Origin of the sequence: Kitasatospora sp. NPDC096077 (genome assembly GCF_040303245.1) — a bacterium.
GTDB lineage: Bacteria > Actinomycetota > Actinomycetes > Streptomycetales > Streptomycetaceae > Kitasatospora.
Genome location: NZ_JBEOSV010000043.1, coordinates 50,930 through 75,313, shown reverse-complemented (window position 1 = coordinate 75,313; position 24,384 = coordinate 50,930). Strand labels below are relative to the sequence as shown.

General features: G+C 71.1%; 18 protein-coding genes and 1 tRNA gene. 10 read left to right on the top strand and 9 right to left on the bottom strand.

What is annotated here, in order from left to right; all coding sequences use genetic code 11:
- Window positions 1-155 precede the first annotated feature (155 nt).
- Window positions 156-1,151 carry a LysR family transcriptional regulator gene (locus ABTZ03_RS29515; RefSeq protein ID WP_350516156.1) on the top strand — a complete coding sequence of 332 codons (996 nt, stop codon included), beginning with the start codon at window positions 156-158 and terminating at the stop codon, window positions 1,149-1,151.
- 31 nt (window positions 1,152-1,182) lie between these two features.
- On the opposite strand, the gene ABTZ03_RS29510 is transcribed toward ABTZ03_RS29515, so the two are convergent.
- Window positions 1,183-2,175: a hypothetical protein gene (locus ABTZ03_RS29510; RefSeq protein ID WP_350516155.1), complete on the bottom strand. Its 993-nt coding sequence runs from the start codon at window positions 2,173-2,175 to the stop codon at window positions 1,183-1,185.
- Window positions 2,172-2,690 carry a SigE family RNA polymerase sigma factor gene (locus tag ABTZ03_RS29505; protein WP_350516154.1) on the bottom strand — a complete coding sequence of 173 codons (519 nt, stop codon included), beginning with the start codon at window positions 2,688-2,690 and terminating at the stop codon, window positions 2,172-2,174. The genes ABTZ03_RS29510 and ABTZ03_RS29505 overlap by 4 nt, the downstream gene beginning before the upstream one ends.
- A gap of 197 nt (window positions 2,691-2,887) precedes the next feature.
- Here ABTZ03_RS29505 and hrpA point away from each other — a divergent pair, with 197 nt between their 5' ends.
- Window positions 2,888-6,868, top strand: coding sequence for an ATP-dependent RNA helicase HrpA (gene hrpA, locus ABTZ03_RS29500; RefSeq protein ID WP_350516153.1), 3,981 nt, complete (start codon window positions 2,888-2,890; stop codon window positions 6,866-6,868).
- Window positions 6,869-6,991: 123 nt separating this feature from the next.
- A tRNA-Asp gene (locus ABTZ03_RS29495) sits at window positions 6,992-7,065 on the top strand.
- Window positions 7,066-7,404: 339 nt separating this feature from the next.
- Here ABTZ03_RS29495 and bldC read toward each other — a convergent pair.
- Both bldC and ABTZ03_RS29485 read right to left on the bottom strand, forming a co-directional pair.
- On the bottom strand, window positions 7,405-7,611 hold the full coding sequence (bldC, locus tag ABTZ03_RS29490; protein ID WP_014137253.1) for a developmental transcriptional regulator BldC: 207 nt from the start codon (window positions 7,609-7,611) through the stop codon (window positions 7,405-7,407).
- A 488-nt stretch (window positions 7,612-8,099) separates the two neighbouring features.
- Window positions 8,100-9,002, bottom strand: coding sequence for a DUF8083 family protein (locus ABTZ03_RS29485; protein ID WP_502894624.1), 903 nt, complete (start codon window positions 9,000-9,002; stop codon window positions 8,100-8,102).
- A 207-nt stretch (window positions 9,003-9,209) separates the two neighbouring features.
- On the opposite strand from ABTZ03_RS29485, the gene ABTZ03_RS29480 reads away from it, so the two are divergent.
- Both ABTZ03_RS29480 and ABTZ03_RS29475 read left to right on the top strand, forming a co-directional pair.
- The gene (locus ABTZ03_RS29480; RefSeq protein WP_350516151.1) at window positions 9,210-10,367 is read left to right on the top strand and encodes a Glu/Leu/Phe/Val dehydrogenase dimerization domain-containing protein; all 1,158 of its coding nucleotides are present in this window, start codon (window positions 9,210-9,212) and stop codon (window positions 10,365-10,367) included.
- Between the two features lie 383 nt (window positions 10,368-10,750).
- Complete coding sequence (locus ABTZ03_RS29475; RefSeq protein WP_350516150.1) at window positions 10,751-11,011, top strand: DUF3073 domain-containing protein; 261 nt, start codon at window positions 10,751-10,753, stop codon at window positions 11,009-11,011.
- 162 nt (window positions 11,012-11,173) lie between these two features.
- Here the strand turns inward: ABTZ03_RS29475 and purM are convergent, their stop codons facing one another.
- The 3 genes from purM to ABTZ03_RS29460 form a co-directional block, all read right to left on the bottom strand.
- Window positions 11,174-12,259: a phosphoribosylformylglycinamidine cyclo-ligase gene (gene purM, locus ABTZ03_RS29470; protein WP_350516149.1), complete on the bottom strand. Its 1,086-nt coding sequence runs from the start codon at window positions 12,257-12,259 to the stop codon at window positions 11,174-11,176.
- Window positions 12,260-12,343: 84 nt separating this feature from the next.
- Window positions 12,344-13,927, bottom strand: coding sequence for an amidophosphoribosyltransferase (gene purF, locus ABTZ03_RS29465; RefSeq protein WP_350516148.1), 1,584 nt, complete (start codon window positions 13,925-13,927; stop codon window positions 12,344-12,346).
- Window positions 13,928-14,227: 300 nt separating this feature from the next.
- Complete coding sequence (locus tag ABTZ03_RS29460; protein WP_350516147.1) at window positions 14,228-15,082, bottom strand: diacylglycerol kinase family protein; 855 nt, start codon at window positions 15,080-15,082, stop codon at window positions 14,228-14,230.
- Between the two features lie 126 nt (window positions 15,083-15,208).
- On the opposite strand from ABTZ03_RS29460, the gene ABTZ03_RS29455 reads away from it, so the two are divergent.
- From ABTZ03_RS29455 to metG, 5 genes are all read left to right on the top strand, one after another.
- Complete coding sequence (locus tag ABTZ03_RS29455) at window positions 15,209-16,492, top strand: adenylosuccinate synthase (RefSeq protein WP_350516146.1); 1,284 nt, start codon at window positions 15,209-15,211, stop codon at window positions 16,490-16,492.
- Between the two features lie 127 nt (window positions 16,493-16,619).
- On the top strand, window positions 16,620-17,222 hold the full coding sequence (locus ABTZ03_RS29450; RefSeq protein WP_350516145.1) for a GNAT family N-acetyltransferase: 603 nt from the start codon (window positions 16,620-16,622) through the stop codon (window positions 17,220-17,222).
- A gap of 503 nt (window positions 17,223-17,725) precedes the next feature.
- On the top strand, window positions 17,726-18,574 hold the full coding sequence (locus ABTZ03_RS29445; protein WP_350516144.1) for a helix-turn-helix domain-containing protein: 849 nt from the start codon (window positions 17,726-17,728) through the stop codon (window positions 18,572-18,574).
- Window positions 18,571-18,771: a DUF397 domain-containing protein gene (locus ABTZ03_RS29440; protein ID WP_350516143.1), complete on the top strand. Its 201-nt coding sequence runs from the start codon at window positions 18,571-18,573 to the stop codon at window positions 18,769-18,771. Before ABTZ03_RS29445 ends, ABTZ03_RS29440 begins: the two co-directional genes overlap by 4 nt.
- Window positions 18,772-18,887: 116 nt before the next feature.
- The gene (gene metG, locus ABTZ03_RS29435) at window positions 18,888-20,609 is read left to right on the top strand and encodes a methionine--tRNA ligase (protein ID WP_350516142.1); all 1,722 of its coding nucleotides are present in this window, start codon (window positions 18,888-18,890) and stop codon (window positions 20,607-20,609) included.
- Between the two features lie 160 nt (window positions 20,610-20,769).
- Here the strand turns inward: metG and sbnB are convergent, their stop codons facing one another.
- Together sbnB and ABTZ03_RS29425 are read right to left on the bottom strand one after the other, a co-directional pair.
- The gene (gene sbnB / locus ABTZ03_RS29430) at window positions 20,770-21,777 is read right to left on the bottom strand and encodes a 2,3-diaminopropionate biosynthesis protein SbnB (protein ID WP_350516141.1); all 1,008 of its coding nucleotides are present in this window, start codon (window positions 21,775-21,777) and stop codon (window positions 20,770-20,772) included.
- Between the two features lie 45 nt (window positions 21,778-21,822).
- Window positions 21,823-24,051, bottom strand: coding sequence for an MMPL family transporter (locus ABTZ03_RS29425; protein WP_350516140.1), 2,229 nt, complete (start codon window positions 24,049-24,051; stop codon window positions 21,823-21,825).
- Between the last annotated feature and the right edge of the window lie 333 nt (window positions 24,052-24,384).

Genomic DNA, 24,384 nt, shown 5'->3' with positions numbered 1-24,384 from the left:
CAGACTGCCAACGGCGGCCAGGCATCAGCAGACAGGGTCGGCAGTCCGAAAATCACCCAGCCCCCGGAGCACCCACCCCCGGAACCGCCCCCGGCCTCACCCACCCTCCCGAAAGCCCCCACCCCAAACGACAGACCCCCCGCTAAGGTGCCCCGGTGGACCTTGATCTGGCACAGGTACGAGCCTTCGCCGTCACCGCCGAAGAACTGCACTTCGGCCGAGCCGCCACCCGCCTGGGCATCACCCAACAAGGCCTGTCCAAGCGCGTGGCCCGCCTGGAGGCAGCCCTCGGAGCCCGGCTGCTGGAGCGCGACGCCCGCGGAGTGGCCCTGACCGGGGCGGGCCGACGGTTCCTGGAGCCCGCCCGCCGGGTGCTGCTGCAGGGGGAGCACGCGGTGGCGGCCGTCCGCGGGGCCGGACGGCCGCTGCGGATCGACGTCTGGGGCCACCTGTACGCGCCGATGCGGACGCTGGCGCAGGCGGTGGACGCCGCCCCCGGCCTGGACGTGGAGCCGGTGCCCGGCCGGGACCTGCCGTCCGTCGCCGCGGCGTTGCTGCGCGGGGAGTCGGACGCCGGGTTCGGCCGGGTGCACGCCCTGCCGGACGGCACGACCGGCACGACCGGCACGAACGGCGCGAACGGCGCGAACGCCGGTCTGACCCACCGACTGGTCCGTCTGGAGCCGGTGGACGCGCTGCTGAGCGTCGACCACCCGCTGGCCGGACGGGACTCGCTGAGCCCGGTCGAGCTGCGGGACAGCGTGCTGCGCTACCCGGCGGCCGTGGACCGGCTGGACTTCCTGACCCGGTTCGCCACCCGCTTCGGCATCACCGACCGGGTCGGTTCGACCAACCTGGGCCTGGAGCACTTCGTGGACCAGGTCGGCGCCGACCCGGGCTGCTTCTCCCTCGTCCCCGCCGACAGCCCGCTGCCCGACCGCCCGACCGTGCGCACCGTCCCGCTGACCGACCCGACCCCGCTCTACGCCTGGTCACTGCTCTGGCGACCCGCGCAGAACGCCGACCCGAACCCCCAACTGGACCGGCTGCTGGGCGCGTTCACCGCCGAGGCGGCCCGCAACCGGTGGCTGGAGTACGACCCCGCCCGCGACTGGCTGCCGGACGCCGACGAGGCCGCGCTGCTGCCCTGAGGCACCGCGGCACCGCCCGCCCGGCGCGGGATCACCACCAGGTGTTCTGGGTCCGCAGCACCGTCCCGTCCTCGGCGAAGGAGATGACGGTGTTGTCCATGGCGCCCGGCGTGCGGACCACGGCGTACCACCGGCTGGTGGAGTCCCCGACCCCGACCGGCACCGCGCTGACGGCACCGCCGGCCTTCCAGTCGACCTCGACCTTGGCGACCTCTGGCCCCACCCGGACGACCACCATCTCCGGGCTGCTCGCCGCCGGATTGACCAGGCGGGTGAGCAGCACGCCGTTGATGGCGTCGTCCGGTTCCCCCGGAGTCGTCCCGCCCGGGGCGGGGACGGCGTCCACGTAGTCGCCCGGCTCCCGTTTGCCGTCCACGACCAGGTAGATGTCGGCCCGGTCCTTGTGCGGGTCCCAGACCACGGCGGGGTTGTGCAGCAGCACGCCCCGCTGGGGGGTGGGCAGCGCGCTCGGCTCGGGGTCTGGCGGCAGGTGCGGGTCGACGGCGTGCCGCTCCTCCCAGATCCGCCGGCCCTGCTCGCGGCCGGCCTCCGCGGTGGGGGCGGCCGGCCACAGGGCGATCCAGGCCTCCAGGGCCCGGCCCTTGGAGATCCCCTCGCCGACCTTGACCCGGATCGGTGTGAACGGGTCCCGGGCGGTCCCGGAGGGCGCGGCCGAGGGCGTCCCGGTGGCCGGGGCCGCCGTCAGGGAGAAGCCGGAGGCCGGTGGCACCGCCACCGGGGAGCCCCCCGGCCGGTACCCGCCGCCCGCGGTGACCGCCCCCGCCCCGCCCACCAGCGCGACCGCCATCGCGACCGCCGCCGCGGTGAGCAGCCGGCGGCGCCGCAGCCGCCGCCGTCCGCCGTCCAGCAGCCGCTCGTACGGCACCGGCCCGGCCTCGACGCTGTCGGCCAGTTCCCCCAACTCCCACGACACCGCGGCCTCGGCGGCCTCCGCGTCCCCGTTCCAGGGGCCCCTGGGGCCCCCGAAGTCCCCGAGGTCCCCCGGCCAGGACTCCGTGCTCATCTGCTACCTCCGATGCTGGTCAGTCCGTTGCGTGAGGAGGCTTCCCGCAGTTTGGCCAGCCCTCGGGCCGCCTGGCTCTTCACCGTCCCGACCGAACAGTCCATCGCCGCCGCGGTCTGGGACTCGCTGAGGTCCTCCCAGTACCGCAGCACGACGGCCTCGCGCTGACGGGGCGGCAGCGCGGCGAGCGCCGCGAGCAGCACGGTCCGGTCGTCCGGGTCGGGCCCGGTCGGGGCGGGGCGGTCGGGGAAGGCGTCGACCAGGTGCTCGACCTGTCTGCGCCGGAACCGTCGGGCGTGCTCGTTGATCAGGATCCGCCGGACGTAGGCGTTGGGGTCGTCGGCCGCCCGGACCTTGTTCCAGTGCACGTAGGCCCGTTCCAGGGCCTGCTGGACCAGGTCCTCGGCGCCGTGGCGCTCCCCGGCCAGCAGGTACGCCGTCCGGAGCAGCCGTGACCACGCACTGCCGGTGAACGCCCGGAACTCCTCGTCCCGGACGGCCTTCTGGGCTCCCATGAGCACCTCCTCACCCTCCCGACCCCGGAACCGCCCCGGATCGTTGCCCGAGCTGCGCGATCCCCGCCACAGCGCCCGCCACCGGCCCCGCCGCCACCAGTCGCCCGGGGTTCGCGATTCCCCACCGGCGGCTGTGACACTGGAGGGGCTCGAAAACCGAGGTGCGCTCCGCCGTGCCTCCTTGCGAACCTAGAGGGATGCCCGCAGTGAGTTCTCCCGCAGTCCAGTCCGCCCCCGCTTCCGCCGAGGGTCCCGGCATCGGTGAGCTGGCCGCCCGCCTGCCCGAGCTGACCCTGCGCGACGAGGTGCGGATCGGGCGCCGGCTGGAGGGGGCCCGCAGGGTCCGCAAGCCGGAGGCCCGGCAGAAGGTCGCCGCCGAGATCGCCGCCGACATCGACCGCGCCGAGTCGCTGGTCGAGCAGCGCCGGAACGCCGTACCGAGGATCGGCTATCCCGCCGAGCTTCCGGTCAGCCAGAAGAAGGACGACATCCTGGCGGCGATCCGGGACCACCAGGTGGTGATCGTCGCAGGTGAGACCGGCTCCGGCAAGACCACTCAGATCCCCAAGATCTGTCTGGAGCTGGGCCGCGGCATCCGCGGTCTGGTCGGCCACACCCAGCCGCGCCGGATCGCCGCCCGCACGGTGGCGGAGCGCGTCGCGGAGGAGTTGGACAGCCCGCTCGGCGAGGCGGTCGGCTGGAAGGTCCGGTTCACCGACCAGGTCGGCCCGGACACCCTGGTCAAGCTGATGACGGACGGCATCCTGCTCGCGGAGATCCAGACCGACCGCGATCTGCGCCAGTACGACACCCTGATCATCGACGAGGCGCACGAACGCAGCCTCAACATCGACTTCCTGCTCGGCTACCTCAAGCAGCTGCTCCCCCGCCGCCCCGACCTCAAGGTCGTGATCACCTCCGCGACCATCGACCCGGAGCGCTTCTCCCGGCACTTCGGCGACGCCCCGATCATCGAGGTCTCCGGCCGCACCTACCCGGTCGAGGTCCGCTACCGCCCGGTCCTGGACGACGGCGACGACGAGCAGGACGAGAACGACCGCGACCGGGACCAGATCCAGGCGATCTGCGAGGCCGCCCAGGAGCTGCAGGACGAGGGCCCGGGCGACATCCTGGTCTTCCTCTCCGGCGAGCGCGAGATCCGCGACACCGCCGACGCCCTCACCAAGCTGAAGCTCCGGAACACCGAGGTCCTCCCGCTCTACGCCCGACTCAGCTCGGCCGAGCAGCACCGGGTCTTCCAGCGCTCCAACAGCCGCCGGATCGTGCTGGCCACCAACGTGGCCGAGACCTCGCTGACCGTCCCCGGCATCAAGTACGTGATCGACCCGGGCACCGCCCGGATCTCCCGCTACAGCCACCGCACCAAGGTGCAGCGGCTGCCGATCGAGGCGATCAGCCAGGCCAGCGCCAACCAGCGCAAGGGCCGCTGCGGCCGCACCTCGGACGGCATCTGCATCCGGCTGTACTCGGAGGAGGACTTCCTCTCCCGCCCGGAGTTCACCGACGCCGAGATCCTGCGCACCAACCTGGCCTCGGTGATCCTCCAGATGACCGCGGCCGGCCTGGGCGACATCGCCGCCTTCCCGTTCCTGGACCCGCCGGACTCGCGCAACATCAAGGACGGCGTGCACCTGCTGCACGAACTGGGCGCGCTGGACCCGGAGGAGAAGGACCCGCGCAAGCGGCTGACCACGCTCGGCCGCAAGCTCGCCCAGCTCCCGGTGGACCCGCGGATGGCCCGGATGGTGCTGGAGGCGGACCGGAACGGCTGCGTGCGCGACGTCATGGTGATCGCCGCCGCGCTCTCCATCCAGGACCCGCGCGAACGTCCGGCGGAGAAGCGCCAGGCCGCCGACGACCGGCACCGCCGGTTCACCTCGGAGACCTCCGACTTCCTGTCCTACCTGGCGATGTGGCGCTACGTCCGGGAGCAGCAGAAGGAGCTGTCCTCCTCGGCCTTCCGCCGGATGTGCAAGTCGGAGTTCCTCAACTACCTGCGGATACGGGAGTGGCAGGACGTCTACACCCAGCTGCGCACCGTGGCGAAGCAGTTGGGCGTGACGATCGAGGAGCCGCATCCCGACGCCGAGCCGGACGCAGACCGGATCCACCAGTCGCTGCTGGCCGGACTGCTCTCCCACATCGGCCTGTTCGACGTGGAGAAGCGCGAGTACGGCGGCGCCCGCGGGGCCCGCTTCGCGGTCTTCCCGGGCTCCGGCCTGTTCAAGAAGCCGCCGCGCTGGGTGATGTCGGCCGAGCTGGTGGAGACCTCCCGGCTGTGGGCGCGGATCAACGCGAAGATCGAGCCCGAGTGGGTCGAGCCGCTGGCCGGGCACCTGATCAAGCGCAGCTACAGCGAGCCGCACTGGGAGAAGAAGGCCGGCGCCGTGCTGGCGTACGAGAAGGTGACCCTCTACGGGATGCCGATCGTCGCCCAGCGCAAGGTCAACTACGGGAAGATCGACGCCGAGCTCTGCCGCGAGCTGTTCATCCGCAACGCCCTGGTCGAGGGCGACTGGGAGACCCACCACAAGTTCTTCGCGGAGAACCGCCGGCTGCTCGGCGAGGTCGAGGAGCTGGAGAACCGGGCCCGCCGCCGGGACATCCTGGTGGACGACCAGACCCTGTTCGAGTTCTACGACGCCCGGCTGCCCGAGGACGTCGTCTCCACCCGGCACTTCGACTCCTGGTGGAAGAAGGCCCGGCACGACCAGCCGGACCTGCTGAGCTTCGAGAAGTCGATGCTGATCAACGACGCCGCGGGCGGCGTCACCGAGGCCGACTACCCGGACCACTGGCAGCAGGGCAAGCTGCGCTTCCGGCTGACCTACCAGTTCGAGCCGGGCAGCGACGCGGACGGCGTGACCGTGCACATCCCGCTGCCGGTGCTCAACCAGGTCACCGCGGAGGGCTTCGACTGGCAGATCCCGGGCCTGCGGGAGGAGCTGGTCACCGCGTACATCAAGTCGCTGCCGAAGGCGATCCGGCGCAACTTCGTGCCGGCCCCGGACTTCGCCAGGGCGGCGCTGCGGGCGGTGAAGGACCGCCAGGAGCCGCTGCTGCCGTCCCTGGAGCACGCCCTGAAGCGCCTGACGGCCGTCACGGTGCCGCCGGAGGCCTGGGACGACGAACGGGTCCCGGAGCACCTCAAGGTGACCTTCCGGGTGGTGGACGGCAAGCGCCGGCTCGCCGAGTCCAAGGACCTGGAGGAGCTGCGGCTGAAGCTCAAGCCCAAGCTCAAGGAGACGCTCTCCTCGGCGGCCTCCGGCCAGGGCATCGAGCAGGGCGGGCTGACCGCCTGGCCGGCCGGCCTGCCGGTGCTCCAGCGCACCTTCGAGCAGCGCTCCCGCGGCCACTCGCTGCGCGCCTACCCGGCGCTGGTGGACGAGGGCGGCTCGGTCGGCGTGAAGCTGTTCGACACCCCGGAGGCCCAGACGCAGGCGATGTGGGACGGCACCCGGCGACTGCTGATGCTGACCACCACCTCCCCGGCGAAGTCGATCCAGGGCCGGCTGGGCAACCAGGCGAAGCTGGCGCTGTCGCACAGCCCGCACGGCTCGATCGCCGCCCTGTTCGAGGACGTGGTCGCGGCCGCGACGGACCGGCTGATGACCCTGTCCGGCGGCCCGGCCTGGGACGAGGCGGCCTTCGGCAAGCTGCACGACAAGGTGCGGGCGGACCTCTACGACCTGTCCGCCGACACCACCCTGAAGACGGCCACCGCGCTGATCGCCTTCCACAAGGCGTCGACCCGGCTGAAGTCGGTGAGCAGCCCGGTGCTGCTGAACGCGGTGAACGACGTGCGGCTGCACCTGGCCTCGCTGGTGCACCCGGGCTTCGTGACGGCCACCGGCTGGCAGCGGCTGCCCGACCTCAAGCGCTACCTGCTGGCGGTGGACCGCCGGCTGGAGGCGCTGCCCAACCACCCCCAGCGGGACGCCCAGCAGCTGCTGAAGGTCCAGCAGGTGCAGCAGGCGTACGGGGAGCTGCTGGCGGCCGTTCCGGCCGGGCGGCAGCCCTCCGCGGAGGTGCGGGCGATCCGCTGGATGATCGAGGAGCTGCGGGTCAGCTTCTTCGCCCAGGGGCTGGGCACGCCGAGCCCGGTCTCGGAGAAGCGGATCTTGAAGGCGATGGAGGCGGCGAGGGCCGCCCTCTGAGCCGCACCGCCCTCTGAGCTGCGGGTGGGCCTTCGGGAGCCGGTTCGACCTGGGGGCCCACCATGGGCTACAGTCTGTCTTGTTCGCAGCGCGGCAAGCGAGTGAACGAGATCAGAACACTCTGGTCCCGTGGAGCAGTTGGTTAGCTCGCCACCCTGTCAAGGTGGAGGTCGCGGGTTCAAGTCCCGTCGGGATCGCCGTAACGCGAGAGGCCCGGAACCGTCAAGGTTCCGGGCCTCTTGCTTTTCTGACCGTCCGTCGTCTACCCCGGACTAGGTCTAGACCACAAGTCACGGACCGTGTGACCGTCGTCACCTGAACCGCCGGGAACTCTCCCTCGAAACGACCCCTTCCGCACGGCACTAATTTAATATGTAAAATTGTACTGTTATTCACTGTAAATCCCCCCCACCTCACATGCACCGAATCGTTATCCGGAGTTAAGCATTCCGTCGATCGACGGGCATGACAAAGGGGCTGCCGACCGGACCCGGCGGAGTCCGGTTAGCAGCCCCTTCGAAAGAGCCTTTGGCCTATCAGGCCTCAGTGCGCTGAGCGGGAATCCCGGCCAGCAGAGCGCGCACCTCCGCCTCACGGTAACGACGGTGTCCGCCGAGCGTGCGGATCGACGTCAGCTTGCCCGCCTTGGCCCAGCGGGTGACCGTCTTCGGGTCCACGCGGAACATGGTGGCAACCTCTGCCGGCGTCAGCAGCGGCTCAGCATCAGGGGTACGAGCGGTCATGAGCGGCCTCCTCGGGAGAACCGAACCAGGGCGGTTCTATCCTTCAAATTCTGCACCTTGGCCCGCGATGCCCGAAATGGCATAGACGGGCCGAGTCGGTTATAGGACGAACGGCTTGTCCTGGTGTCTACAACTACACCATCCGTCCAGCCCTATCGACCAAACCGCCAAAATTGACCCCTCACGGGTTCAAGGCCGACGGATGGCGATGGACCACCCCATAACGGACAGTCACACGGCAGTGACGTCCGGTTACGAGGGGACCAGACCCTCCGTTTCCCCGCAAAGCACGCATCGACTCCAGAACCACCCAAAAGTGGGCACGCTCACGTGAAGTTGGGCTGGTTGTCCCATTTTTGCACATAGGGGTAAGTTCGCGTCAACGGTGAGTAGTGTCACGTTCGGCAGCTATTGACCCGAACCAGGACCTTGGTCAGCGCCGGTTGTGGACCAAAGACCTCTTACAGTCATACCCGGGCGGTCGGACATCAGTTCGCGTTCCGCAGCGCCAGCACCCGCCGCCACCGCCCCGTCAGCTCCCCGTACGCGCGCAGCGCCTCGGCCGCGTCCCCGGCCCGCAGCGCGCGCAGCCCGTCCTCCAGCTCCCCCGCCGAACGGTCCGCCAACAGCCGCTCCGGCCCCAGCAGATGCACCAGCCCCCCGTAGTCCAGCTCCACCAGCGAGCGCGGGTGGAACTCCTCCAGCCACCGCCCGACCTGCTCCGCCCCGCGCACCAGCTCCCCGTCCGGCACCGCCTCGCGCAGCGCCCGGTAGGCCCGGGCCACCCGCCGTCGCGCCTGGGCCATCGGCACCAGGTAGAACAGCGCGGCCGGCCTCCCCCGCTCCCCCTCCCCCTCTTCCCTGTCCGTTCCCCCCGGAACGAAACAGCGGTCCTCGTCCCCGAACGGCAGGAACCAGCGCACCGGCACCTCCCACCGGCTGGTGAGGATCCACGGCCGGGCGTCCGGGTGCCCGGCCCGCCAGCGCTCCCGGTCCGCCTCGGCGGCCGCCCGGGTCACCGGCGGCAGCGCGGTGTCCAGCAGCGCCACCGGAGCCCCCGCCCGCAGCTCCTCCAGCGCCTGCCAACTGCGCAGCCTGGTGGCCCACGGGCACACGTACAGTACGCCGTCCACGATCCGCAGGTAGGCCCGACCGCTCTCCTGCTCCGGCAGCGCCCGGGGCGTCCGGGCGGCCAGCTCGGCCAGTGCCGCCCGCTGCTCCTCCAGCACCGCCGACGCCACCGACTGCTCCGCCGCCGAGGCGTCCGGGCCGTGCTCCGCCGCATAGGCCTGCCAGCGCGCCCGCTCGGGCTCCGGGTAGGCCGCCAGCGGCTCGTAGACCCGCAGGTGGGCGGCGTAGGGCGGCAGTACGGAAGTGCGTACGACGGTCACGTCCTGCATGGTCGCACGCGCCGCGCGGCGCCGGGAGGGCGCGACCCCGAACCGTTCGCGCCCGCACCCTCGACCCCCTTCCGTCTCACCCCTCGGACAACCGGCACAAGCTCGGACAGAAGGGCGGATCGGCCGACCCCGCGCGACTACGCTTCGCCCTAGGCGCCCGCACCACAGCAGCGGGCCTTCGATACTGGAGTCACCACAGTGACCGACGTACAGACCCCCGCCACGCACCCCGCACCCGGCGTGCTCAGCAGGATCTTCCGCACCGAGCAGGACGGCGCCCCCGGCGACGGCCACGAGCAGGTCGTCCTCTGCCACGACCGCAGCTCCGGGCTCAAGGCGATCATCGCCATCCACTCCACCGCGCTCGGCCCGGCCCTCGGCGGCACCCGCTTCTTCCCGTACGCCTCCGAGGAGGCGGCCCTGGAGGACGCGCTGAACCTGTCCCGCGGGATGTCCTACAAGAACGCGCTGGCCGGGCTGGACCTCGGCGGCGGCAAGGCCGTCATCATCGGCGACCCGAACAAGGACAAGAACGAGGCGATGCTCCGGGCCTACGGCCGCTTCGTCGAGTCCCTGCGCGGCCGCTACATCACCGCCTGCGACGTGGGCACCTACGTCCAGGACATGGACGTCATCGCGCGCGAGACCGCGTTCGTGACCGGCCGCTCGCCCGAGCACGGCGGGGCCGGCGACTCCTCCATCCTGACCGCCTTCGGCGTCTTCCAGGGCATGCGCGCCAGCGCCCAGGCCCGCTGGGGCCAGCCCACCCTGCGCGGCAAGCGGGTCGGCGTCGCGGGCGTCGGCAAGGTCGGCCACTACCTGGTCGGCCACCTGGTCGCGGACGGCGCCACCGTCGTCGTCACCGACCCCTTCGAGGCCGCGGTGAACCGCGTGCGCGCCGCCCACCCGGAGGTGGAGGTGGTCGCCGACACCGCCGCCCTGCTCCAGGCCAAGCTGGACGTCTACGCCCCCTGCGCCCTCGGCGGCGCGCTGACCGACGACGTGGTCTCCGCGCTGGGCGAGTTCGGCACCTCGATCGTCTGCGGCGCGGCCAACAACCAGCTGTCCCACCCGGGCGTCGAGAAGGACCTCGCCGACCGCGGCATCCTCTACGCCCCCGACTACCTGGTGAACTCCGGCGGTGTGATCCAGGTCGCCGACGAGATCGACGGCTTCAACTTCGAGCGGGCCAAGAACAAGGCCACCAGGATCTTCGACACCACCCTGGAGATCTTCACCCGGGCCGCCTCCGACGGCATCCCGCCGGCGGTCGCCGCCGACCGCCTGGCCGAGAAGCGCATGCGCGAGATCAGCGCGCTGCGCACGGTGCTGCTGCCGGCCGCCCGCCGCGGCTGATCGGACCCGTTCCGACGTCCGGGTGCGCGGGCGGCCCCACCCCGGAGCCGCCCGCGCATCACGATGTGGAACCGGATTCTCACTTCTCCGCCCGAACGGGTGATCCGAGGTCCCCCTAGGGGGGATAATCAGTCCTGGAACGACGGACCCCGAACACCTCCGGACAGCGTGCAAAACGCCGCAAAACCTCCCCTGACCTGGGAAGACCTGGTCGCGGGTGCGGTCGGTGCGCGCCACGTCACAACCACGACGTACCGTCCAGCGGCGGAAACAGGTACCGTTAATGCTCCAAGGGACGGTCCTCCCATTCGGGCAGGCCGGTCCTGATCATGAACACGTGTCAGACTCGGGGCCGTGAGCCCCATCGTTGAGGGGGTCGACCCATGGGGCGCGGCCGGGCCAAGGCCAAGCAGACGAAGGTCGCCCGCGAGCTGAAGTACAACAGCGGCGGGTTCGACGCTAACCGTCTGTCCAACGAGCTGGGCGTATCGCCGTCCACTGCTCCGATCGACCCCGAGCCGATCGAGGAGGACGACGAGGACGACGACCCGTACGCGGAGTACGCCGCCCGCTACGCCGACCTCGACGACGGGGACGACACCGAGCCGGGCACCGGGCCGTCGCAGGCCTCCCGCCGCTCGTAACCCGCAGCTTCGCCGGACCGGTCCGGGCGCCCGAGGGCGCCAGACCGGTCTTCGGCGTTCCCGCCGACCGGTGCCGCCGCCCCCGCGGGCGCCGAACGCCGCAGACGCGCGACAGGGGCCCCTCCGGTTCGCCGGAGGGGCCCCTGTCGGTCCGACGGGCCGTCAGCCCGCCGTGAAGCCCTCGTAGGCGTTGTAGAGGGTCGCGCCGGCCCCGTGCTCGTCGGTGCGCTCCACGATGTCGCCGAGCAGCCAGGCCTCGACGCCGCGGTCCTCCAGGATCGACAGCACCACGTCCACCGAGTGCGGCGGGACGACCGCGACCATGCCGACGCCCATGTTGAGCGTCTTCTCCAGCTCCAGGGTGGCCACCTTGCCGACCTCGGCGACGGTCCGGAAGACCGGCAGCGGGGTCCAGGTGCCGCGGTCCAGGCGGGCGTGCAGACCGGCCGGGATCACCCGGGCCAGGTTGGCCGCCAGGCCGCCGCCGGTGACGTGCGAGAAGGCGTGCACCTCGGTGGCGCGGGTGAGCGCCAGGCAGTCCAGCGAGTAGATCCGGGTCGGCTCCAGCAGCTCCTCGCCGAGGGTGCGGCCGAACTCCTCGACCTTGCGGTCCAGCTGCCAGCCGGCCTGGTTCAGCAGCACGTGACGGACCAGCGAGTAGCCGTTGGAGTGCAGGCCGGAGGCGGCCATCGCGATCACCACGTCGCCGGCCCGGACGCGCTCGGCGCCCAGCAGCGCGTCGGCCTCGACCACACCGGTGCCGGCGCCCGCGACGTCGTACTCGTCCGGGCCGAGCAGGCCCGGGTGCTCGGCGGTCTCGCCGCCGACCAGGGCGCAGCCGGCCAGCGCGCAGCCCTCGGCGATGCCCTTGACGATCGCGGCGACCCGCTCCGGGACGACCTTGCCGACGCAGATGTAGTCGGTCATGAAGAGCGGCTCGGCGCCGCACACCACGAGGTCGTCCACGACCATGCCGACCAGGTCGTGGCCGATGGTGTCGTGCTTGTCCATGGCGGCCGCGATGGCCACCTTGGTCCCCACCCCGTCGGTGGCCGAGGCCAGCAGCGGCCGCTCGTAGTCCTTGAGGGCGGACACGTCGAAGAGGCCGGCGAAACCGCCGAGACCGCCGACCACCTCGGGGCGGTTGGCCTTCTTCACCCACTGCTTCATGAGCTCGACGGCGCGGTCGCCCGCCTCGATGTCGACACCGGCGGCGGCGTAGGTGGCACCGTTCTGGTTGCTGGTCACTGCGTGCGGCCCTCTCGGGTCAGGTGGGGGGTGGTTCGGAAACAGCGGTGGGGCCCCGGTTCGCGGGACCCCACCGTGCGTTCGTTACGGGCGGCGCAGCGCGTCGGCCGCGCCCGCCCCGCCGAGCAGCGACTGGACGCCGTCCAGGTCGCTGCCGCTGGTCGGCTTGCCGCGGACGGCCGGCTTCTGCTGGCCGCCCTTGATCTCGGCCTCCAGCAGGAGCTTCCCGAGCAGTGCCGGGTCCGGCAGCTCCATCGGGTACTCGCCGTCGAAACAGGCCCGGCAGAGCCGGTCCTTGGGCTGCTTGGTGGCCTCGATCATCCCGTCGATCGAGATGTATGAGAGCGAGTCGGCACCGAGCGTGCGGCCGATCTCCTCGATGGTCATGCCGTTGGCGATCAGCTCCGCGCGGGTGGCGAAGTCGATGCCGAAGAAGCAGGGCCACTTCACCGGCGGCGAGGAGATCCGGATGTGCACCTCGGCGGCGCCCGCCTCGCGCAGCATCTTCACCAGCGCGCGCTGGGTGTTGCCGCGGACGATCGAGTCGTCCACGACCACCAGGCGCTTGCCGGCGATGACCTCGCGCAGCGGGTTCAGCTTGAGCCGGATGCCGAGCTGGCGGATCGTCTGGCTGGGCTGGATGAAGGTGCGGCCCACATAGGCGTTCTTCACCAGGCCGGAGCCGTACGGGATGCCGCTGGCCTCGGCGTACCCGATCGCGGCGGGGGTGCCGGACTCGGGCGTCGCTATCACCAGGTCGGCCTCGACCGGGGCCTCCTTGGCCAGCCGGCGGCCCATCTCCACCCGGGAGAGGTGCACGTTGCGGCCGGCGATGGAGGTGTCGGGGCGGGCCAGGTAGACGTATTCGAACACGCAGCCCTTGGGCTTCGCCTCGGCGAAGCGGGAGCTGCGCATGCCGTTCTCGTCGATGGCGATCAGCTCGCCGGGCTCGACCTCGCGGATGAAGGAGGCGCCGCAGATGTCGAGCGCCGCCGTCTCGGAGGCGACCACCCAGCCGCGCTCCAGCCGGCCGAGCACCAGCGGGCGGATGCCCTGCGGGTCACGGGCGGCGTAGAGGGTGTGCTCGTCCATGAAGACGAGCGAGAAGGCGCCCTTGACCTTGGGCAGCACGACCTTGGCCGTCTCCTCGATGGAGAGGTCCGGGTGGCCGGCCAGCAGGGCGGTCACCAGGTCGGTGTCGTTGGTCGCGGCGGTCCGGCCGGAGCGCGAGACGTGCTCCTCGCCGGGCAGTTCGGCGACCATGGCCGCCAGTTCGGCGGTGTTCACCAGGTTTCCGTTGTGCCCGAGGGCCAGCGAACCGTGCACGGTCGCCCGGAAGGTCGGCTGGGCGTTCTCCCAGACCGAGGAACCGGTGGTCGAGTAGCGGGCGTGTCCGACGGCGATATGCCCGTGCAACGACCCCAGTGAGGCCTCGTCGAAGACCTGGGAGACGAGTCCCATGTCCTTGAAGACGAGAATCTGGGAGCCGTTGCTCACTGCGATGCCCGCGGATTCCTGACCGCGGTGCTGCAGGGCGTAAAGGCCGAAGAACGTGAGCTTGGCGACCTCCTCGCCGGGAGCCCAGACACCGAAGACGCCGCAAGCGTCCTGGGGGCCTTTCTCGCCGGGAAGAAGATCGTGGTTGAGTCTTCCGTCACCACGTGGCACGCCTTCGAGTCTAGGGCAGTTGACCAGGGCTTCCGGAACGCGGGATGCCCGTTCCGACCGGCGGCCGCGGAGTAACGCGCGTAGACAAAACCCCTTACGGGCCCGGGAATTCGGGTGGGGGAATTCCGGCGGACGGCGGTTGGCCTTGCGGTTCGCGCCTGTTGGGGCTTTCCGTGTGCGGAAGGGTGGCCGGCGGGCGGGCCCGAACGTGAGCCTGCTCACCCGGGGTTCAGCCGGGGTTCACGCGCGGGGTTCTCGCGCTGGGAGTCCTCACGCCGGGGGTTCTCACGCCGGGGGTTCTCACGCGGCGGGCAGCAGCAGGCCCCAGGCGCCCGGGCGCACCGTCCAGGTCCGGGCCCGGACCGGGCCGACCGGGTGGCCGTCCGCCTCGTAGCCGAAGCCGCGCCCGACCACCGAGACGCTCGCCGCCCGCGCCCGCACCAGCGCGCCGGGCGCGCGGACCACCACCTCCAGCACGCCGGTGCCGTCCGGGGCGGCCTCCCCCGCGCCCGGGAGGGTCAGCTCCACCAGCCGGACCGGGCGGTGCACGTCGGCGAGCAGTCGGCCGTCCGCCTCGACCCGGACCCGGGGGCTGTGGTCGACGTCCTCGGGGGCGAGCACGTTCGCCTGCTCGGCCGCAGCCAGTTTCGCCCATAGCGAACGCCAGCCACCCGGACGGCCCCCCGGACGGCGGCTGCCGGCCCCGGTGATCCGCACCCCGCCCAGCGCCACTCCGCCGCCGTCGTCCACCAGCAGGTCGAAGGTGCGCGGCGCGCCCGAGAGCACCGCCCGCGCCGCCCGCACCGGCTCCCCCGGCACGCCCAGCGCGCGGGCCGTCGCCAGCTCCTCGGCCCGGCCGACCGGAACCATGCCCACCGGTTCGGCGCCCAGCTCACGCTGCCGGTAGAGCGCCTGCAGCACCCGCTGCAGGGCGAAGTCGGAACCGATCACCACCGGTCGCCGACGACCCCGGTGCGAAAGCAGTCGATCGAGTTCGGACGGGCTCTCCGGAAAGGCCACCTTGACGTCCGCACCCCCGCACAGCACGTCCTTCGCGATCCGCACCGACTCCCCGTCGGTCTGCCGGGCCACCGGGTCGAGCAGCAGCAGAAGGGGCTCGGGACCGCCGGTAGCAGGCGTGGACAGGGACGACACGACCGGTCCTTCCTCAGGTAATCTCTCGGTGCAAGAGCCCCTTGCGCCATTGCGCCAGGGGCTTCGTCTATCTCGGGGCAGACTGCGGCCTACGCAGGATGCCCCAACCGGAAGGGGTGTACGCCTGTGCCGGCACTCGTGCTCGTTGGCGCTCAGTGGGGGGACGAGGGCAAGGGGAAGGCCACCGACCTCCTCGGCGGCTCCGTCGACTACGTCGTCCGCTACCAGGGCGGCAACAACGCCGGTCACACGGTGGTCATCGGCGACCAGAAGTACGCCCTGCACCTGCTCCCCTCCGGCATCCTCAGCCCGAACGTCACGCCGGTCATCGGCAACGGCGTGGTCATCGACCCGGGCGTGCTGCTCTCCGAGCTCAACGGCCTGAACGAGCGCGGCATCGACACCTCCAAGCTGCTGGTCTCGGGCAACGCCCACCTGATCACCCCGTACCACCGCACCATCGACAAGGTGACCGAGCGCTTCCTCGGCAAGCGCCGGATCGGCACCACCGGCCGCGGCATCGGCCCGACCTACGCGGACAAGATCAACCGCGTCGGCATCCGGGTCCAGGACCTGTTCGACGAGTCGATCCTGCGCCAGAAGATCGAGGCGGCGCTGCACGACAAGAACCAGATCCTGGTCAAGCTCTACAACCGCCGCGCCGTCCCGGCCGAGCTGGTGGTCGAGGAGTACCTGGGCTACGCGGAGAAGATCAAGCCCTTCCTCGCCGACACCACCCTGGTGCTGGACGAGGCCCTCAAGGCGAACAAGGTCGTCCTGCTGGAGGGCGGCCAGGGCACCCTGCTCGACGTCGACCACGGCACGTACCCCTTCGTGACCTCGTCGAACCCGACCGCGGGCGGCGCCTGCACCGGCGCCGGCATCGGCCCCACCAAGATCGACCGGGTCATCGGCATCCTCAAGGCCTACACCACCCGCGTCGGCTCCGGCCCGTTCCCGACCGAGCTGCTGGACGAGGACGGCGAGGCGCTGCGCCGGATCGGTGGCGAGCGCGGTGTCACCACCGGCCGCGACCGCCGCTGCGGCTGGTTCGACGCCGTCATCGCGCGCTACGCGACCCGGGTCAACGGCCTCACCGACTTCTTCCTCACCAAGCTGGACGTGCTGACCGGCTGGGAGCAGATCCCGGTCTGCGTCGCGTACGAGATCGACGGCCGCCGGGTCGAGGAACTCCCCTACAACCAGTCGGACTTCCACCACGCCAAGCCGATCTACGAGACGCTGCCGGGCTGGACCGAGGACATCAGCAAGGCGAAGACCTTCGCCGAGCTGCCGAAGAACGCCCAGGCGTACGTGAAGGCGCTGGAGGAGATGTCCGGCGCGCCGATCTCCGCCATCGGCGTCGGCCCGGGCCGGGACGAGACGATCCAGATCAACTCGTTCATCTGAGGCCTGACTTCTGCGCAGGGCCCCGCGGGACACACTGTCCCGCGGGGCCCTTCCCTTTACCCTCCCCGGTTTGCACTAGCACAGAATTCCATTGCTTCTAGTGCAGAGTCGCGCTACGTTCGGAGGCATGACCGCGAAGCTGCCCTCACCCGTCACCCTCACCGGCCGCCACGTCCGCCTGGAGCCCCTGGAGCGCCGCCACCTCGCCGCACTCTGGGCCTCCGTCGGCTCCGACCCCGAGGTCTGGCGCTGGACGATGTCCCTCCCGCCCGCCTCCGAGGAGGAGCTCGGCGCGATCCTCGACGCCCGCATCGCCGAAACGGCCACCGGCCAGTGCGTCTACTTCGCCGTCGTCGACCTCGCGACCGGCACGGCCGTCGGCATCACCGGCTACCACGACTACAGCGCGAAGGACGAGTACGTCGAGATCGGCGGCACCCTGTACGCCCGCTCGGTGTGGCGCACCGCGGTCAACAGCGAGTCCAAGCTGCTGCTCCTCACCCACGCCTTCGAGGACCTCGGCATGGGCCGCGTCTTCTGGAAGACCGACGCCCTCAACGAGCGCTCCCGCAACGCCATCCAGCGCCTCGGCGCCCAGTTCGAGGGCGTCTTCCGCCGCCACCGCCTCCGCCCCACCGGCACCTGGCGGGACACCGCCTACTTCTCGATGCTCGCCGACGAGTGGCCGGCCGCCGAGTCCCGGCTGACCGAACGCCTCTCCCGCGGCTGAGCGCTCCGCCCCGCCGGCCCCGGTCGGGAGGGCCGGGGCGCTAATCGCGGTCGACGGAGGCGGAATGACGGGGGGCGAACTCGCCTTTTCTCGGCCGGAGTTCCCGGGGTTGGACGTTGACCAGCCAGACCAGCCAGCCGACGAAAAGGACGGCGAGCAGGAGGGCGGACAATCCGGCGACCAGAAGGGCATTCACCGGGCGGCGGAATTGCGCTGGGGAAGGCGGCGGGACGGGGGAAGGGGCATGGCTGTCTCCGGTCGGTGATGTCGAGCGCCCTGACCATGCATCTGGTGTGTATTTACGGCTGATTGGCGACTGTTTAGGGGACAACAAGTCAGTGAGTGACACGGACGACCATAGAGTCAGGGTGCCAGAGTTGCTACCGAGGCACTGGACGTTCACTCCATCGTGGGGTATCCCCCAATTCGGTGGCTAGGGCCCGTTGTGCACGGCACACTTCACCGGAAGCATCGACCGTAGCCGCGATCCGGAGAAGAGAGTCATGCCACCCCGCTTGTCGCCGACCGTGCGCCAGCAGCGCCTGGGGATCGAGCTGCGCAAGATGCGCGAACGCGTGGGTGTGACGCCCAAGAACCTGGCCGTCACCATCGGCACCGACCTGCCCAAGATCTCCCAGATGGAGAACGGGAAGTCGGGCATCAGCGCCGAGCGGCTGCGGATCTGGGCGCGCACCTGCGGCTGCCCCGAGGGCCCGTACCTCGACGCGCTGCTCGCCATGACCCAGGACCGTCGCAAGTACTGGTGGGACGGCTACCGGGGCCGGATGCCCTCCGCGATCGTCGACATCGCGGAGATGGAGCACCACGCCACCTCGCTGTCCATCCTGAACAGCACCCTCATGCCCGGGCTGCTGCAGACCCCGGAGTACGCGGCCGCGGTGTTCGAGCGGCTGCCCGCGTCCCGCCGGCAGGAGGCGGAGGTCCGGACGGCATTCCGGATCCGGCGCCAGCAGATCTTCGTGGACCGACCGAAGCCGTACACCGCCGTCCTGCACGAATCCGCGCTGCGGATGCAGTTCGGGGGGCCGGAAGTGCTGCGCCGGCAGTTGCTGAGCCTGCTGGAGAACTCCGAACGGCCCGGGCTGGAGATCCGGGTGATCCCGTTCAGCGTCCCCACCTACACCGGCTCCGGGGAGGCCCTGTATCTGGCCCGCGGGCCCGTTCCGCAGCTCGACACCGTCCAGATCGAGCTCACCCACGGGCCGCAGTTCGTGCACTCCGATGCGGAATTGGCCTCCTACCGGCGGATCAAGGAGAAGGCTGCGGCGATCGCGCTCGGGACGGCCGAGTCCCGGGACTTCATCCGGGCCTTACTGAAAGACTTCGCATGAACGTTTGGCGCAAGGCGTCGGCCAGCGGCGAGAGCGGCGACTGCGTCGAGGTCAGGGCGAGCGGCGACCTGGTGGAGATCCGCGAGTCGGACCGGCCCGAGGTGGTCGTGCGGACGACACCGCGCAAGTGGGCCGCGTTCGTCCGCGGGGTCAAGGACGGGGAGTTCGACCGCGTCGCCGACCTGCCCCGACCGTGAGGCGGAACGGTACGCCACTCCGACGGCGGTAGGCTTGGCAGCCCACAGTGGACCCCTGCGCCTGGCACAGCACTCCGGGTGGGGTGCGCGTGCGGGAGAAATCGGAGCATCCGAGGATGGCTCGGCACCTGATCACCAGCGCCCTTCCGTACATCAACGGGATCAAGCACCTGGGCAACATGGTCGGGTCGATGCTCCCGGCGGACGTCTACTCCCGCTACCTGCGCCAACGCGGCCACGAGGTGCTGTACATCTGCGCCACCGACGAGCACGGCACCCCCGCCGAGCTGGCCGCGCAGGAGGCCGGGCTGCCGGTCGCCGAGTTCTGCGCCCGGGCGCACGAGGCGCAGAAGGCGGTGTACGACGGCTTCGCACTGTCCTTCGACCACTTCGGCCGCAGTTCCTCGCCGCAGAACCGGGAGATCACCCAGGAGATCGCCCGCGAGCTGCAGCGCAACGGCTTCATCGAGGAGCGGGCGATCCGCCAGGTGTACTCCAACGCCGACGGCCGCTTCCTGCCGGACCGCTACATCGTCGGCACCTGCCCGCACTGCGGCTACGACAAGGCGCGCGGCGACCAGTGCGAGAACTGCACCCGGGTGCTGGACCCGACCGACCTGCTGGAGCCGCGCTCGGCGATCAGCGGCAGCGCCGACCTGGAGGTCCGGGAGACCCGGCACCTGTTCCTGCTCCAGTCGGACCTGACCGGGGAGGTCGAGGCCTGGATCGCCGCGCACGGCGACGAGTGGCCGGTGCTGGCCTCCTCGATCGCCCGCAAGTGGCTCACCGAGGGCCTCCAGGACCGCGCGATCACCCGCGACCTGGAGTGGGGCGTCCCGGTGCCGGCCGACGTGTGGCCCGAACTGGCCGCCGAGGGCAAGGTGTTCTACGTCTGGTTCGACGCCCCGATCGAGTACATCGGCGCCACCAAGGAGTGGGCGGACGCCGCCCCGGCCGGACAGGACCGGGACTGGAAGTCCTGGTGGTACGAGGCCGACGGGACCGTCCGCTACACCGAGTTCATGGCCAAGGACAACGTCCCGTTCCACACCGTGATGTTCCCGGCCACCATCCTCGGCTCGCGCCGCCCGTGGAAGAAGGTCGACTACGTCAAGGCCTTCAACTGGCTGACGTACTACGGCGGGAAGTTCTCCACCAGCCAGAAGCGCGGCATCTTCACCGACGTCGCGCTGGAGCTGCTGCCGGCCGACTACTGGCGCTACTTCCTGATGGCGCACGCGCCCGAGTCGGACGACTCCAGCTTCACCTGGGACCTGTTCGCCTCGGTGGTCAACAAGGACCTCGCCGACACCCTCGGCAACTTCGTCAACCGGGTGCTCTCGTTCAGCCGCAAGCGCTTCGGCGACGACGTCCCGGTCGGGGCCGCGGCGGGCGACGCCGAGCAGCGGCTCGGCGAGCAGATCGCCGGCCTGCTGGCCGAGTACGAGACCCAGCTGGACGCGCTCAACTTCCGCAAGGCGTCTCAGGCGCTGCGCGCGCTGTGGAGCGCGGGCAACGCCTACCTGGACGAGAAGGCCCCCTGGCTGCAGGTGAAGACCGACCCGGAGGCGGCGGCGCTCACCCTGCGGACGGCGATGAACCTGATCCACCTGTACGCGGTGGTGTCCGAGCCGTTCATCCCGACCGCGGCGGCGGCGATGCGCGGCGCCTTCGCGCTCCCGTCCGACGAGCGCGGCTGGATCACCGGGGACGAGGCCCGGGCCCTGGAACTGGTCCCGGCCGGAACGCCGTTCACCGTGCCGCCGGTGCTGTTCGCGAAGATCACCGACGAGGACCTGGCGGCCTGGACGGCCCGCTTCGGCGGCGGCGACGCCTGACCGACCGCGACACCACGAGGGCCCCGACCGCGGTGAGCGGTCGGGGCCCTCGTCGGTGGCGCCGGGCCCGGTGGGGGCCGGTCCCGGAGTGGCCGGCGTCCTCGGCGGGCCCGCTGGGGGCCGGTCCCGCCGTGCGGGCGTGTCGGACACGCCCCGAGGACTACCAGCGGGTCGTCTCGGCGAAGAAGCCGGGGATCTCGGTGGCCTTGCCGGCGGCCACCGCCTCGTCGTGCACCAGCGCGCCGACCGCGAGGTCGAGCACGCCGAGGCCGAAGGGCGAGAAGACCACCGGGCGGTCGGTGCCGACCGCGACCTCGCCCTCGATCACCTGGGCGAGCGTGCCGGTGACGAACTCCCGGTTGCCGTAGAGCTGTTCGGCCAGGTGCGGAGAGGTGTTCGCCTTCATGCAGTGCTCGACGTCGTCCAGCACGTTGTACGCGCCGCCGATGATCTCGGGGGCGAGGTCGCGCAGGGAGATGTTCAGCACCAGCTGCCCGGGCGCGAAGGTCTCCGGGTCGAGGATGTACGGCTCGCCCGCGGTGGTGGCCAGCACCACCACGTCGGCGCCCTTGAGCGTCTCGCCGAGGTCCTCCACCACCCGCGCCGGGTAGCCGAGTTCGGCGTCGGCGTGGTCGGCCAGGGCCCGGGCGTACTCGGCCTTGCGGTCGTGCACCACCAGCTCGTCGATCTCCCACTGCTGGGCGCCGAAGAACTCCAGGATGTTGCGGGCGATGATGCCGGCGCCGACCACCGCCAGCCGGCCGGCGGTGCGCCCGCCGCCGAGCACCTCGGCGGCGAGCACAGCGGAGGCCGCGGTGCGGGCCGCGCTGATCTGCGAGGCCTCCAGGACGGCGAAGGGGTAGCCGGTCTCGTAGTCGTTCAGCAGCAGGGCGGCCGAGGCCCGCGGGAAGCCCCGCTCGACGTTGGCCGGGAAGCTGCTGATCCACTTGATGCCGGCCAGGCCCACACCGCCGCCCAGGTAGGCCGGCAGGGCGATGATCCGGGCGTCCGGCTTGGCCGGGAAGCGCAGGAAGTAGCTGTCGGGGTTGACGGACTCACCGGCGCCGTGGGTCAGGTAGGTCTCCCGGACCTCCTGGACGATCCGCGGGCGGGCTCCCGCGATGACCTCGCGGGCGGTGGTGCCGTCGATGACTCTGAACTCGAACACGGTGGTGGCTCCAGAAGTGGCGGGCGGAGGAGGGGCGGGACCGGGTCAGCCGACGTAGGTGCCGGCCGGCTCGTGCTGCCCGACGGGCTGGGGCACCCCGGCGGCGTGCGCGGGGGCGGTGCGGCGGCCGCCGCCGAGCCAGCGCGGCAGGTACCAGTTGCCGTCGCCCAGCAGGGCCATCACCGCGGGCAGCAGCACCGCGCGGACCAGGGTGGCGTCCAGCAGGACCGCGACCGCCAGGCCGATGCCCAGCTGCTTGAAGTCCTGCATGCCCAGGGTGCCGAAGACCGCGAACACCGCGACCATGATCAGACCGGCGCTGGTGACCACCCCGGCGGTGTTGCGGATGCCGAGGCCGACCGCCTCCCGGCTGGACTTGCCCGACAGGTAGGCCTCACGGATCCGGGAGACCACGAACACGTGGTAGTCCATCGAGAGGCCGAAGAGGACCACGAAGACGAACAGCGGCATCCAGGACTCGATCGCGCCCGGCGCCTTGGTGCCGACCAGCGAGGCGCCCCAGCCGTGCTGGAAGACCGCGGTCATCACGCCGTAGGCGGCCGCCACCGAGAGCAGGTTGAGCAGGATCGAGGTGATCGAGATGGTCAGCGAGCGGAAGGAGAAGAGCATCAGCAGGAAGGTGACGCCCATGACGAAGGCGAACACCGGGACGATGCTCTTGTCCAGCTGGTTGTTGTAGTCGACCGAGAAGGCGAGGTCGCCGGCGACCAGCGCGGTGGTGCCCGGCACCGCCTTCAGGGTCTGCGGGACGATCTGCCCGCGCAGTGCGGACAGCGCCGCCTTGGAGGTGTCGTCGGTGCCGTTGCCGGCCAGCGGGACGCTGATCTCGGCGATGTTCTTGTCCTTCCAGTACCGCACGTCGATCTGGTTGCCGGTCTTCCCGGACGCCACGGCGGCCTGCTTGAAGTCCTCGATGCCCTTGGCGACCTGCGGCGAGTCGATGTCGTCGGCCTTGACCACCACCATGGCGGGGGAGGGCGAGCCGGGGAACTCCTTGTCGATCTGGTGCGACACCGAGACCAGCGGGTTGTCCGAGGGCAGCAGCTTGTCCATGCCGAGCTTCTCGGTCTTCATGCCGAGCGCCGGGGCGGCCAGCACCAGCAGGACGGCGGCGGCCAGGGTGGCGAAGATCGCGGGCCGGGCCAGCACCCCGCGCAGCAGCGCGTTGGCGGGCTTCGGGTTGGCGACGGCGGCCTGGCGGCGCTTGCTGATCCACGGGATCCGGCCGGACGCGACCTTGTCGCCGAGCATCGACATCAGGGCGGGGAGCACGGTCATCGAACCGACCACCGCGACCGCGACGACCTCGATGGTGGCCATCGCGAAGCCCTCGAAGACGGTCAGCCCGGAGAGGAACATGCCGGCCATCGCGACCATCACGGTGAGACCGGAGACCATCACCGAGTGGCCCGAGGTGTGGGCGGCGATCCGCAGCGCGGTCGCCTTGTCCCGACCGGCCGCCCGCTCCTCGCGCTCACGGCGCAGGTAGAACAGGCAGTAGTCGACGCCGACGGCGAGGCCCATCAGGAACATCACCGAGTTGGTCATGCCGTCCACCGGCACCGCCTGGCTGCTCAGGGCGAGCAGGCCCATCGCGCCGATGCAGGCGGTGACCGCCAGGGCGACCGGCAGCACGGCCGCCACGAAGGCGCCGAAGACCACCAGCAGGATGCCCAACGCGACCGGCAGAGCGGTGAGTTCGGCCCGTGCGAAGTCGTCGCCGAGGCTGTCGTCGATGCCCTTGAGGGCGCTCGCGCCGCCGAACTCGCCGAGGGTCACCTGCGGGTGCGCCTTGGCGGTGTCCTGCACCGCGGTGATCACCGGGTCGATCCGGTCGGCCGCGGTGTCCGGGTCGCCGGTGACGGCGAACATGATCAGCGCGGAGTGCTTGTCGGCCGAGAAGGCCTGGGTGGTGTACGGGTCGCGCAGGTTCTCCGCGAGCCCGGTCTTGTTCACGGCGTCGGCGGTGGCCTGGACGGCGCTGCGGAACTCCGGGGAGTCCGTGGTCAGTCCGTCGCTGTGGACCAGGATCAGCTCGTTGGCCGGATCCTTGATCCCGGCGTCCTTCAGGACCTGGGCGGCCTGGCCCGATTCACCGGTCCCGTAGTCGGCCTGGGTCAGGTTCTTCTGGCCGGCCATGCCACCGATCACGGTGACCAGGACGACGAGGATGATCCAGCCGAACACGGCGGTCTTCCGGTGCTGGGCACTCCACTCGCCCAGTCGGGCCGCGAAATTGCTTTGACGTGCCATTACCTCTCCTGCGGGTCGGCGGCATGATCAAGCCGCGGTGGCGACATTCGGGTTGCGGGTGTGTCCTCACCGGCATGAGGGGGACCGGCGGAATAACCACGACCGTAGGCCCTTACGAACCGCCGTGGGGCCTCCGGGAGTTGCAGCATCCTGCGGTGGCAAGCTGCTGCCAGTGGAGGCGGCTCGGAGGCTCTTACCTGGCCCGTTCACCCGGTGCTACGGTCGGTTCCCGTTGAGGGACAACCATTCGAGCGGGCCACCATCGAGTGACGCCGGGCCGATGAACCGGTGAATCCGACCGGCCGCCGAACCCGGGCGACCGCCCGTCGCGCG